A 12,260-nucleotide genomic window follows, 5' to 3' on the forward strand; every position below is an offset into this window, starting at 1 on the left:
GTATCTGCGCTTTGACAGCGCGGAATTGCCCGCCGGCGAGCGCCTCGACCGCTACCGCGCGATTCTCACGCATTATGAGGTGTCGCTCCCCGACGGCACCGACCACGACACGTTCCAGGTCCACGCCGAAGCGTGGCTGCTCGGCGGCCTGGTCGCCGCATCGACCCGGATGGGGCCGGTGCGCTTCACGCGCTCCGCCGCACTGGCAAAGGCCGATGGCCGCAACTCATTCGCGCTGCTGCTCCGTCGCGGCGCCTGGAGCGGCGAGGTCGAGGGCGAGCCGATCTCCGCCGGCCCCGGCCAGGTGCTGGTTCTGGATCTGACCCGCCCCTTCGATGGCATCGCGACGACGACCGATACCATCAGCCTGGATGTCGAGCGCGATCCCATCGTCAGCGCCGCGCCCGACGGGCTCGACCTGCACGGGCTGGTCCTTGACGGCGCCGCCGGCCGGGTGCTCGCCGATCAGATGGCGCTGTTGCGGAGAAGGCTCCCGGCGATGGACGAGACCGACGCGTCCGAGGCGGTGCAGACAACGCTCGGGCTGCTGCGCGGATGTTTTGGCGTGGCTGCGCGGCCGCGCGAGCAAGGGCTTGCGCGGCGTGACATCGGCATCCTTCATCGCGCCAGCCGTTTCATCGACCAGAATCTGGGCCACCCCAACCTCTCGGTGGCGACGATCTGCCGCGAGATCGGCGTATCACGCTCGGTGCTCTATCGCGTCTTTGAGCCGCTCGCAGGCGTCGCGGATTACATCCGCGGGCGGCGGCTCGAGGCGATCCACGTACTGCTCGACGACGCGGGCGAGGAGCGCTGGAATGCAGAGATCGCCGCTGAATTCGGCTTTGTGAGCCAGGCGCATTTCAGCCGTAGCTTCCGGCAACGCTTCGGCTACTCGCCACGCGCAGCGCGCGACGCCCGCCTGCACGATCTTGCAGCCGTGGTCGAAGCCGGCCCCGAGCTGTTTCGCGAATGGATTGGCCGGCTCGGCTGAATCGCCGCAGTAGGCAGGACCAAATGAAACGGCCGGGCAACTCATCGCCGCCCGACCGCAGTCGATGTCTCGCTTCCCTACTCCGCCGGCGCGGCGTGCATCTCCGGATGCGCGGCGTAGTGCTCGCTGGTGCCGAGCTTGCTGGCCGCGAACAGACCGGCCGACACCACGGCATAGGCGAGCGCGACCGCCGGCGTCACGCCAAAGCCGCCGCCGATGCCGACGGCTTCGCCGTGCATGAAGCCGAAGTAGGTCAGGATGGCACCGACCAGCGCGAAGGCGGCGGCCTTCTCGAAATCGCGCTCGATGATGAAGACACCGATCGCACCCAGGATGAGGCCGCCGAGGATGGAGCCGCCGCCCATCACCTCCAGGCCGTGATAGAACACGCCCTGCTGCGGCAGCGCGGCGATCGCGGCAGCCTTGACCGCGTCGGCCTTGTCGGCTGCCATTCCGCCGACCGTCGCCGCAGCCGTCATCGTCGAGCCAAGCATGGTGTCGATCTGGAGCTTGGCCCAGGCGGCGAGATGCGGCGTCAACGCCAGCACGATCGCGGGCGCGTGCTTGACCGGCGTGGTCTGGAATGCCTGCGCGCCGATGAGCATGCCGATGTAGAGCAGGATCGGCGAGATCGCGACGACGGGCACCAGTGCCAGCAGCACCGAGATGATGCCGAACCAGGCCAGCACCACGACCATGATGCCGGTCGCAGCCGAATAGCCGATGCGGCCGCCCATCGCCTTCCAGCCGGGATGGCCGATATAGACCGCGTTGATGAAAGGATTGCCCATCAGGCAGCCGATCAGGCTGACGACGCCGTCGGCGGTCAACACGCGCGTGGTCGGATATTCGTCGCCGGCCGCTTCCGCGCTCTCGACATTGTCCATGGCCTCGACGAGGTCGTAGATGCCGAACGGAACGGCGGTGACCAGGATAATTCCGAGGAATTCGAAGCCGGAGAAGACGTAGCCCACGGCCGGGATCGGCACCGAGAAGCCGAAGTTCGCGAAAGCGGCTCCAACACCCGCGATGCTCAATCCGCCAAGGCCGAGCCCGAACAGGTTGGAGCCCCAGGCGATGATCATGCCGGCCGCGATCGCAACCAGACCAGCGGGAATGCCGCGCCAATATTTCACGCCGCCGAACCAGCTCACCAGGATGATGGCGAAGCAGACGAGGCCAATCTGCGGCGTCATGTACATCTCGAGCGCAGGCCGCATCGAGATGAAGGTGACGGAGACGCCGGCGAGCGTGCCGAGCAGCGCTGCGCGTGGCGTGATCTTGCGGATGAACGGTGCGATGAAGCCGCCGATCATCAGGATGAAGCTCTGGAAGAACACCCAGACGAGGCCGGCCGACCAGCCCTTGAGCGGATCACCGGTCTTCAGCGTGATCGGCAGCATGATCACGAAGGTGACGATGAACATGTGCGGCACGCTGACGCCCGACGGAAGCGCGCAGACGTCGCTGCGGCCGGTCTTCTGCGCCAGGCGATAGGCGAGATACGCGTAATAGAAGGTGGAGAGGCACATCATCAGCCCGAGCGCCGGCAGGATGCGGCCGAACACGAGGCTGTCAGGCATCTTCAGGACGAAGCGAAGCAGGCCCGTGAGCACCAGCATGTTGACGAGGATGTTGGTGCCGAAGCCGAAAAACGCGTTCCAGTCGCCGGATGTCCATAGTGCCGGCTTGAAGCTGGACTTGCCGGCCGTCCCCGTCAATGTGCTCATGATAATACCCCTATGTGGTCGAAACCTTCATTGCCTCCAGGACTGCGGCCGAGTCCGCGACCCAGCCGAAGATGCCGCCTTGGGCCTTGATCATCCTCAGGCCCATCTCGTGAAACTCGGGGAAGTAGGACGCGCAGCCGTCGGAGATGACGACGCAGCGATAGCCGCGGTCATTGGCCTCGCGCACGGTGGTGTTGACGCACACTTCGGTGGTGACGCCGCACACCAGCAAGTTCTCGATGCCGTATTTCTCCAGAACGTCGGTGAGCTCGGTGGCGTAGAACGCGCCCTTGCCGGGCTTGTCGATCACGACCTCGCTGTCGAGCGGATAGAGTTCCGGGATGATGTCGTGGCCGGCTTCGCCGCGAATGAGGATGCGGCCCATCGGGCCGGGATCGCCGATGCGCAAGGACGGCGCGCCGCGCTCGACCTTTGCCGGCGGCGCGTCGGACAGATCGGGCAGATGGCCCTCGCGGGTGTGGATCACCAGCATGCCGGTGTCGCGCGCAGCTTTCAGCAGCGCGCCGATCGGCTTCACCGCGCGCGCAAGCTGGCTGACGTCATTGCCGAGCGTCTCGCCAAAGCCGCCGGGCTCCATGAAGTCACGCTGCATGTCGATGATGACGAGCGCCGTACTCGACCAGTCGAGCTTGATCGGCTCGGGCTCGGCGCTGATGACGCCCAGTGTCGGCTTGGGTGAGTTCAACATGACGCCCCTCGCGAGAACTCTCTTTACGGAGAGTTCTGCAAGCGCCGTGCCATTGTGTACAATTGCGATAGGACGTGAGCCGCGAGCGAATTCGTTGTGCGGTCAGAAGGTTACGTCAGAGATCGACGTCTGCTTATTCCCTGTGCGACGGCTTTGCGACGTGCATTTGCTTAAGAGATGGGCGGCGCACGACGCACTCTCCGCCGTCATTCCGGGGCGACGCGTCAGCGTCGAGCCCGGAATCCATCGGGCCGCAGTACGCGAGGTGAAATGGATTCCGGGCTCGCGCTACGCGCGCCCCGGAATGACCGAGCAGAGTATGTGGCGACGCCTAGCGCCTACCGCCCTGCCCCATACAGCTGCCGATACTCATTCTCATACGGCGCATAAGAGTCCTTCAGCGTCGCCATGTTGAGCAACATCGTCGCGACCATCGTGCCGGCCTTATCGAACACCCGCGTTTTCACCCAAGCACTCTCAGTGCGGCGGCTGCCGGAGAGCGCGACCACCTCACGCTCGACCTCGTACTGTTCGTCGACGAAGAGCGGGCCCTTCACCAGGCGGATCTCCTGATCGGCGAACAGGCCGACCGCCGGGCCCTTGGCCAGCAGCGGATCCTCCTTGGAGCGGTACTGGAACAACACACTCAGCATCTCCATCGGAATGATGGGCCTGCGCCACGGATTGTCGGCGGTCGCGTAGTAAGGCGAGTTCTCGGTGATGACGGAGAGCTTCTGCCGCAGCGAAAACGGATAGAGGTCGCCCATGTTCTGGTCGAACGCCATCCGCACGCTCTGCCGCTTGCTTGTCTGCGCCACCTTCACGTCGCGCAGGATCACGGGATCGGTGAGCGGCTTGAGCTCCGTAAGACGCGTCTCCAGCGCAGTCTGGGCGTGCGGCTCACCGATCGAGGCCGTGCCGCGCAGTACCTCGGTGCCGTCGCGCTTCACCATCTGGACCTGGCACTGACTCGTCCCCGGCAGCGGCTTCGACAGGATCGCCTGCACCTCCTCACCCTCGTAGCAGACGCTGCGATAATGCGCCGAGAGGCAACCGGTCTCGAACCAAGCGCGCCCCCACAAGCGCTCGCCGAGCGGAGCGAACTGGCTGAAATGCGTCGGACCCTCGATGGTGCCGCCCTTGAAGCCGAGCTTCTGCGCGGTGGCGTCGTCGTGGATCGAGGCATGCGCGTCGTAGGTTTGCGCCTGCAACATCTGGCGCGGCCGGCGCCACGGGCCGGTCAGGGCCTCGGCCGTCTCGGTGATCTCGGTGTCGAATGCGTTTGCAGCCATGGTGCTCTCCACTGGAAGCCATGACTAGCAGGAGCGCCACGGATGCGGCCAGCGATATTGACTTCGCGGCCCCATGCCTTTGACTGTCACAATTCGCGTCGCGCAGCCGCAACCCCTCCCGCAGCGCAAACCCCACGCCGAACGAGACACGAGGACTCCTGAAATGACGCTGATGCAGGTCGAGCTGGACGATAAATACCGGCTCGAATCGAAGCGGATCTTCCTGTCCGGCACGCAGGCCCTGGTCCGCCTGCCCATGTTGCAGCGCGAACGCGACCGGCTCCAGGGGCTCAACACCGGCGGCTTCATCTCGGGCTATCGCGGTTCCCCGCTCGGCATGTACGACCACGCGCTGTGGCGCGCGAAGTCTTTCCTCCAGCAGCACGACATCGCCTTCGTCCCCGGGCTGAACGAGGATCTGGCGGCGACCGCGGTCTGGGGCAGCCAGCAGGTCGGCCTATTCCCCGGCGCCAAGGTCGATGGCGTGTTCGGCATCTGGTACGGCAAGGGTCCCGGCGTCGACCGCTCGGTCGACGCGCTCAAGCATGCCAATGCGGCCGGAACCTCGCTCAACGGCGGCGTGCTCGCGCTGGCCGGCGACGACCATGGCTGCCAGTCCTCGACGCTGGCGCATCAGAGCGAGCAGGTGTTCGCGGCGGCGCTGATCCCCGTGATCAATCCGGCAACGCTGCAGGACTATCTCGATCTCGGTCTCTACGGCTTTGCACTGTCGCGCTTCTCCGGCTGCTGGGTCGGCTTCAAGGCGATCAGCGAGACGGTCGAGAGTTCGGCCTCCATCTACAGCGATCCCGAACGCATCAAGATCGTGCTTCCCGATGATTTCGAGATGCCGCCCGGCGGCCTCAACATCCGCTGGCCCGATCCGCCGCTGGAGGCCGAGCGGCGCCTGTTCGGCCCGAAGATGGCCGCGGTGCAGGCTTTTGCCCGCGCCAACCAGCTCGATCGCATTGTTCTGGATTCGAAGCCGGCCCGGCTCGGCATCGTCGCGACCGGCAAGGCCTATCTCGATCTGCGCCAGGCGCTCGCTGACCTCGGCATCACCGACAAGGACGCGCAGGATCTGGGCTTGCGCATCTACAAGGTCGCGCTGACCTGGCCGCTGGAGGAAAGCGGAGCAAGGCGCTTCGCCGAAGGCCTTCAAGATGTGCTGGTGGTCGAGGAGAAGCGCGGCTTCATCGAAGACCAGCTGATGCGCATCCTTTACAACATCGATGCGTCCAGGCGCCCGACCGTGACAGGCAAGCGCGACGAGCGTGGCGCACCGCTGCTGCCGAGCGAGGGCGAGCTGACGCCGACCATCGTCGCCGGCGCGCTGGTGGCGCGCTTGCGCAAGCTCGGCCATCACAGCCCGGTGCTGGAGCAGCGCCTCGCCCGGCTCGAGGCATTCGACAATCCCGTCACATCAAGCTCCCAGATCAAGCTCGCGCGCACGCCGTTCTTCTGCTCGGGCTGCCCGCATAACTCCTCGACGCGCGTGCCCGAAGGCAGCCGCGCCATGGCCGGCATCGGCTGCCACGGCATGGCCCTGAGCATGCCGACCCGCCGCACCGACCTGATCTCGCACATGGGCGCCGAGGGCGTGAACTGGATCGGCCAGTCACCGTTCACCACCGAGAAGCACATTTTCCAGAATCTCGGCGACGGCACCTATACCCATTCCGGCCTGCTGGCATTGCGCGCCGCCTCCGCCGCCGGCATCAACATCACCTACAAGATCCTCTACAACGACGCCGTCGCGATGACCGGCGGCCAGCCCGCCGAAGGCGCCTTCAATGTCGCGCAGATCGCGCACCAGGTCTGGGCCGAAGGCGTCAAGCGGCTCGCGATCGTCTCGGACGATCCCAGCAAATATCCGCAAGGTGACTACTTCCCGCAAGGCGCGACCATCCATCACCGCCGCGAACTGGACGCCGTGCAGCGCGAGCTGCGCGACATCAAGGGTCTTACCGTCGTGATCTACGACCAGACCTGCGCGGCGGAAAAGCGCCGTCGCCGCAAGCGCGGGCTCTATCCCGATCCGGCAAAACGCGCCTTCATCAACGAGCTCGTCTGCGAAGGCTGCGGCGATTGCTCGCAGGCCTCCAACTGCGTCTCGGTGCAACCGCTGGAGACCGAGTTCGGCCGCAAGCGCCAGATCGACCAGTCGAACTGCAACAAGGACTTTTCCTGCGTCGAAGGCTTCTGCCCGAGCTTTGTCACCGTGCATGGAGGCACGCTGAAGCGGATGAAGACCTCGGCCGTGGACTCCGGCCAGCTGTTCGCCGATCTGCCGCTGCCGCCGGCGCGCGAGCTCGACGGACCCTACAACATCCTCGTCACCGGCATCGGCGGCACCGGCGTCATCACCATCGGCGCCCTGCTCGGCATGGCCGCCCATGTCGACGGCCGCGGCTGCTCGGCGCTGGATTTTACAGGCCTGTCGCAGAAGAACGGCGCGGTGATGAGCCATGTCCGCATCGCGCCGAGGCCGGAGGACATCTCCGCGGTCCGCATCACCACCGGCGGCGCCGACGTCATCCTCGGCTGCGACATGATCGTCTCGGCTGGCCCGACTGCGCTCAGCCGCGCCGAGCGCGGCGTGACCAAGGCCTATATCAACGCCGACCTGCAGCCGACCGCGAGCTTCGTGCAAAACCCCGATCTCGATTTCGAGCTGGGCACGATGCAGACCGTGCTGCGCGATGCCGTCGGCGACAAGAACCTCGACATCATCGACGCCACCGGCATTGCCGCCGCGCTGATGGGCGACAGCATCGCGACCAATCCCTTCATGCTCGGCTTCGCGTTCCAGAAGGGCGCGATCCCGCTGTCGCTGCAGGCCCTGCTCCGCGCCATCGAGATCAACGGCGCCGCAATCGAGATGAACAAGCTCGCCTTCACCTGGGGCCGCCTCGCCGCCCACGACATGTCGCGGGTGCGCAGCGTGCTCCAGTTCAAGAACAGGGCGTCCGCGCCGACAAAATCGCTGGATGACATCATCGCGACCCGGGCGGAGTTTCTGACCAATTATCAGGACAAGGCCTATGCCGACCGCTACCTCGCGGCCGTCGCCAAGGTGCGCAAGGCGGAAACGGCAGCTTCGCCCGCCTCCACTGAGCTGACCGACGCCGTGGCAAAAAACCTGTTCAAGCTGATGTCCTACAAGGACGAGTACGAGGTCGCCCGCCTCTATACCGATGGCAGCTTTGCGAAGAAGGTGTCCGAAAAGTTCGACGGCGACTTCACGCTGAAGTATCACCTCGCTCCGCCGATCTTCGCCAAGCGCGACAAGGCGACGGGCCGGCTTCAGAAGCAGGAGTTCGGCGGCTGGATGATCCACGCCTTCCGCGTGCTGGCGAAGCTCAAATTCCTGCGCGGCGGCGCGTTCGATCCGTTCGGCCGCACCGACGAGCGCCGGACCGAGCGGAAGCTGATCGCGGATTATGTTGCGATGATCGACCAGCGGATGGCCGGGCTGACGGCGGAGCAGATCCCACTGCTGGCGCGGCTCGCGAGGGTGCCGGAGAGCATCCGCGGCTTCGGGCATGTCAAGGAAGCCAACGTCAAGCTGGCGGCGGCCGAGGCGGCGCGGCTGGAAGCGGAGCTCGAGAACAGCCGCTTTGCGGCGGCGGCGGAGTAAGGGTTAGGCGCGAGCTCTCTCCGCGCGTCATTGCGAGGAGCGAAGCGACGAAGCAATCCAGGATCTTTCCGCGGAGGCGGCCTGGATTGCTTCGCTGCGCTCGCAATGACGAGATTGTGGAGTGCGCTTGCCACATGCTTGGTGTCATCGCCCGCGAAGCGGGCGATCCAGTACGCCGCGGCAGTTATTGTTGATCTCGCCGTCTCTGGAATACTGGATGCCCCGCTTTCGCGGAGCATGACAGCGGTGGAGATGGCTAGACCGGCGCTGCGGCCGCACCCGCTGCGACTGCCCCACTCCCCTCCGCCAGATGCCGTCCCGCGATGTACCCGAACGTCAGCGCCGGCCCGAGCGTGACGCCCGGCCCGGGACAATTGCCATTCATGATCGAGCCCATGTCGTTGCCGCAGGCGTAGAGGCCAGCGACCGGCGTGCCGTCCCCGCGCAGCACGCGGGCCTGCGGATCCACCTTCATGCCGATGGCGGTGCCGAGATCGGCCGGATAGATGCGCATCGCGAAGAACGGCGCGCGGAGGATCGGCGCGACGCAGGGGTTGGGCTAGTGAGCGGCATCGCCGAGATGACGCTGATAGATCGTGCTGCCGCGGCCGAATTCGGGATCGCGGCCTTCCTTGGCGCCGGCGTTGTAGCTCGCAATCGTCGCCGTGAGCGTGGTTGGCTTGATGCCGATCTTCGCCGCCAGCTGCGCGATGTCAGGTGCCTCGACCAACTCGCCGTTCGCCACATAGCGCCGCAACCTGCGCGTGAACGGCTTGATGCGGCCGAGGCCGTAGGCCCACAAGAACGCGCGGTCGCAGATCAGATAGAACGGCCGGTCCGGCTCGCCATTGCCATCGCGCAGCATTGCGAGCACGAACTCATGGTACGACAACGCCTCGTTGACGAAGCGACGGCCGGCGGCGTTGACCGCGATCACGCCGGGCTTGGCGCGGTCGGTCGCCGTGTGCGGAAAGACTCCGCGGCTGCCATCGGCGCGACGGAACAACGAGGCCGGCACCCAATAGGCCGGGCTCGTCGCGTCCGTATTGAGCGCGGCGCCGACCGTGGCCGCGAGCCGAAGCCCATCGCCTGTGCTTGATGTATTGGTCGCCGAGACGAAGCCGGCCCCAGGCGGGAAAAAGCGCTTGCGCAAGGTCGCGTCGTGCGAAAAGCCGCCGGTCGCCAGCACCACGCCGCGTCGCGCGGCGATCGGGCGATCACGGGCGCCATGGCGGATGATGACGCCATCGACGCGATCGCCGTGCATCGACAAATCCTCGACATCCGCGCTGAACAGAATCTCGACCTGCCGGGCCAGCAACGAGGCGTAGAGCCGCGCCGCGAGCGCGTTGCCGAGATGCAGCGTCGTGCCGCGCGGGCTGTGCAGCCGCCGCAGCGCGTATGCGGAAACCAGCCGCGTAGCGCGCAACGTCGAACGCAGCGATTTTCCGGCACGCCGCAGATGCGGGATATCGAGCGGATCGACCATCATCCCGCCGAACAGCGTGAACTCCGGCAGTGGCGGCCGCAGGCGCGCAAAAGCCTGGCCGAGCCGTGTGCCGTCGAAAGCGACCGGCTCCAGCACGCGTCCGCCTGATGTTGCGCCCAATCGTTCCGGATAACAATCCGGATAGACGTTCACGGGCTGGAGCCGCACCTCGGTATTGGCTTCGAGCCATGCGACCGCCTCCGGGCCACGCGTCAGGAAAGCAGCGCGCAGGCCCGCATTGGCAGGCTCGGGAACCGTGCTCGACAGATATTGAACTGCATCCGTGATGCTGTCGGAGAGTCCTGCCTCTTTCATCCTGGCATTGGCGGGGATCCAGACCATGCCGCCGGACCGCGCCGTGGTGCCGCCGACGAAGGCGGTCTTCTCGATCACCAGCACGCGCAGACCTTCAGCGGCAGCCACTGCCGCGGCGGTCATGCCACCGGCACCGGCGCCGATGACAATGACATCGTAGGTCTCATGCGCCGGCATCATGCGGCAAGGGTCCGAGGGCGAGGCATGACAGCGTCATACCCCGCCCGAGCAGAGATAGGCCATAGTCTGATGCCGGCGCTTCACCTCTCCCCAGCGGGGAGAGGTCGGATTGCGCAGCAATCCGGGTGAGGGGCCGCGGCGACCAGCGAGAGTGTAACCCCTCACCCGGATCGCATCTGTCGATGCGATCCGACCTCTCCCTACGGGAGAGGTAACACCGCGTCCTCGGCTTGGACCAAAGCCTTTTAGCGCGCCGGCTTCCGCTCGATCGGGTCGATGTCGATCGCCCGCAGGCGGCCGAGCCGCAGCACGTCCATGGCGAGCCGTCGGCCGATCCGGTCGCGGTCGAGCACGCGGATCAGATCGTCGACGCCGTTGATCTCGACGCCGTCGAGCCTGATCACGACGTCGCCGGGCAGCAGGCCCGCCTTGGCCGCCGGGCCGTCAGGCTCGATCTGCATCAACAGCGCGCCCATCTTGTTCTCGACGCCGGCCAGCACCGCATGCCGCCGCGGGACCGGCGCGGTCTGCCCGGCCACGCCGATATAGGCGCGACGGACATAGCCGTGGCGGATGATCTCCGACAGCACGAATTGCGCGGTGTTGCTGGCGACCGCAAAGCAGATGCCTTGCGCGCCGTTGATGATGGCCGTGTTGATGCCGATCACCTCGGCATTCGACGACACCAGCGGCCCGCCGGAATTGCCGGGATTGAGCGCGGCATCGGTCTGGATCACGTCCTCGATGGTGCGCCCGCTCACCGAACGGATCGAGCGTCCGAGCGCCGAGACCACGCCGGCCGTGACGGTCGATTCGAAGCCGAGCGGATTGCCGATCGCGATCACCAGCTGGCCGCGCTTGAGGCTCTTGGAATTGCCGAGCGCGGCATAGGGCAGATCGCGCACGCCGTTGGCGCGGAGCAGCGCAAGATCGGTGTCGGGATCGACGCCGAGCACCCGGGCATCGCCGACATGGCCTTCAACATCCCGCAGCCGGATCTCCTTGGAGGAACCGACCACGTGACTGTTGGTGAGCACGAGTCCGTCAGGCGAGATCACGATGCCCGAGCCGAGCCCGCCGCGCTCGCGGCCATTCGGCACCTTTGGCCCGGTCTCGACCCGCACGACCGCTGGGCCGACGCGATCGGTCACGTCGATCACGGCATTGGAATAGGCGTCCAGCAGCGCCCGGTCATTGGCCGGGGCAGCCGCCGTCGTCCGCGATGACGAGGCGTCATCGGCGATATCTGAGGTGAAATCCAGCATGACAAGAGTCCTTGAGGCTCACACAGATGGTGGCCTGTTCCCTCCTATGCAAGGGACCCGCCCGGGGGCGCAGGGCTGGACTGCCAGTGCTTGACTACCCAGGTGGCTAGGGCACCCGCCGCAGCGTGCCCGCCCTCGCCTTGACCGGATCGAGCAACGACCAGTCGCCATCCGGGAGCACATGGCCCTTGGGGAACGGCGCGCGCAGCTCGAGCCCGAGCGAGCGCAGCACGCGGTCGTCGCGGTAGTAACATTGCAGCACGACGCGAACGAGCGTTGCGGCAGGCGCGCCGCCGTGCTTGCGAAACTCCTGCGCCACCGCATCGCGCGCGGCAGGTTCGAGATCAGCGAGCGGCATCCCCGCAAGCCGCGCCAGATGGTCGAGCGCTGCCGCGACAGGTCTGGTGTCGCGGCCGAGCGTTGCAAGGATGTCGGCCTGGATGATCTCGTCGTCGGCGCCGGGGGCGCGATATTCCTCGCTCGGAGGAATGATCATCGCGGCGATGGTGCGCAAGTCCTGGCGCTGCCGCGGCGTGAGGGTCGGCTGATCAGTCATGGCGTACTCTCGTTAGTTCATTCCCGCCGCAAAGACGGTGCGCTCCCTCCGCCGCTCGCGGGGGAGGGTTGGGGGGAGGGTGTCTCCACA

Annotated in this window: 7 protein-coding genes and 1 pseudogene; 2 read left to right on the forward strand and 6 right to left on the reverse strand. The window is 66.2% G+C overall.

Features of this window, described 5'->3' with window-relative positions; translation table 11 throughout:
- The first annotated feature begins 25 nt into the window (after positions 1 to 25).
- Positions 26 to 994, forward strand: coding sequence for an AraC family transcriptional regulator (locus tag AAFG16_RS35265; RefSeq protein WP_342732740.1), 969 nt, complete (start codon positions 26 to 28; stop codon positions 992 to 994).
- A gap of 77 nt (positions 995 to 1,071) precedes the next feature.
- Here the strand turns inward: AAFG16_RS35265 and AAFG16_RS35270 are convergent, their stop codons facing one another.
- The 3 genes from AAFG16_RS35270 to AAFG16_RS35280 all read right to left on the reverse strand — a co-directional run bounded on the left by AAFG16_RS35270 (position 1,072) and on the right by AAFG16_RS35280 (position 4,725).
- A complete protein-coding gene (locus tag AAFG16_RS35270; protein WP_342732742.1) occupies positions 1,072 to 2,724 on the reverse strand; it encodes a regulator in 1,653 nt (550 codons plus the stop codon).
- Between the two features lie 10 nt (positions 2,725 to 2,734).
- Complete coding sequence (locus tag AAFG16_RS35275; RefSeq protein ID WP_342732744.1) at positions 2,735 to 3,433, reverse strand: isochorismatase family cysteine hydrolase; 699 nt, start codon at positions 3,431 to 3,433, stop codon at positions 2,735 to 2,737.
- 338 nt (positions 3,434 to 3,771) lie between these two features.
- Entirely contained in the window at positions 3,772 to 4,725 is a 954-nt protein-coding gene (locus AAFG16_RS35280) for a hypothetical protein (RefSeq protein WP_342732746.1), read from the reverse strand.
- Between the two features lie 163 nt (positions 4,726 to 4,888).
- On the opposite strand from AAFG16_RS35280, the gene AAFG16_RS35285 reads away from it, so the two are divergent.
- Positions 4,889 to 8,365 carry an indolepyruvate ferredoxin oxidoreductase family protein gene (locus AAFG16_RS35285; protein ID WP_342732748.1) on the forward strand — a complete coding sequence of 1,159 codons (3,477 nt, stop codon included), beginning with the start codon at positions 4,889 to 4,891 and terminating at the stop codon, positions 8,363 to 8,365.
- 256 nt (positions 8,366 to 8,621) lie between these two features.
- On the opposite strand, the pseudogene AAFG16_RS35290 reads toward AAFG16_RS35285, so the two are convergent.
- The 3 genes and pseudogenes from AAFG16_RS35290 to AAFG16_RS35300 all read right to left on the reverse strand — a co-directional run bounded on the left by AAFG16_RS35290 (position 8,622) and on the right by AAFG16_RS35300 (position 12,170).
- Positions 8,622 to 10,349, reverse strand: a pseudogene (locus tag AAFG16_RS35290) (FAD-dependent oxidoreductase).
- 245 nt (positions 10,350 to 10,594) lie between these two features.
- Positions 10,595 to 11,614 carry a trypsin-like peptidase domain-containing protein gene (locus AAFG16_RS35295; RefSeq protein ID WP_342732750.1) on the reverse strand — a complete coding sequence of 340 codons (1,020 nt, stop codon included), beginning with the start codon at positions 11,612 to 11,614 and terminating at the stop codon, positions 10,595 to 10,597.
- A 106-nt stretch (positions 11,615 to 11,720) separates the two neighbouring features.
- Positions 11,721 to 12,170, reverse strand: coding sequence for a hypothetical protein (locus tag AAFG16_RS35300; protein WP_283081045.1), 450 nt, complete (start codon positions 12,168 to 12,170; stop codon positions 11,721 to 11,723).
- Between the last annotated feature and the right edge of the window lie 90 nt (positions 12,171 to 12,260).

This window comes from Bradyrhizobium sp. B117, from assembly GCF_038969555.1.
Taxonomy (GTDB): Bacteria; Pseudomonadota; Alphaproteobacteria; order Rhizobiales; family Xanthobacteraceae; genus Bradyrhizobium.

Bases quoted from the DNA above. Each gene is read 5' to 3' on its own strand.
- AAFG16_RS35270 (WP_342732742.1), bottom strand. From the start codon at position 2,724: ATGAGCACATTGACGGGGACGGCCGGCAAGTCCAGCTTCAAGCCGGCA.
- AAFG16_RS35275 (WP_342732744.1), bottom strand. From the start codon at position 3,433: ATGTTGAACTCACCCAAGCCGACACTGGGCGTCATCAGCGCCGAGCCC.
- AAFG16_RS35280 (WP_342732746.1), bottom strand. From the start codon at position 4,725: ATGGCTGCAAACGCATTCGACACCGAGATCACCGAGACGGCCGAGGCC.
- AAFG16_RS35285 (WP_342732748.1), top strand. From the start codon at position 4,889: ATGACGCTGATGCAGGTCGAGCTGGACGATAAATACCGGCTCGAATCG.
- AAFG16_RS35295 (WP_342732750.1), bottom strand. From the start codon at position 11,614: ATGCTGGATTTCACCTCAGATATCGCCGATGACGCCTCGTCATCGCGG.
- AAFG16_RS35300 (WP_283081045.1), bottom strand. From the start codon at position 12,170: ATGACTGATCAGCCGACCCTCACGCCGCGGCAGCGCCAGGACTTGCGC.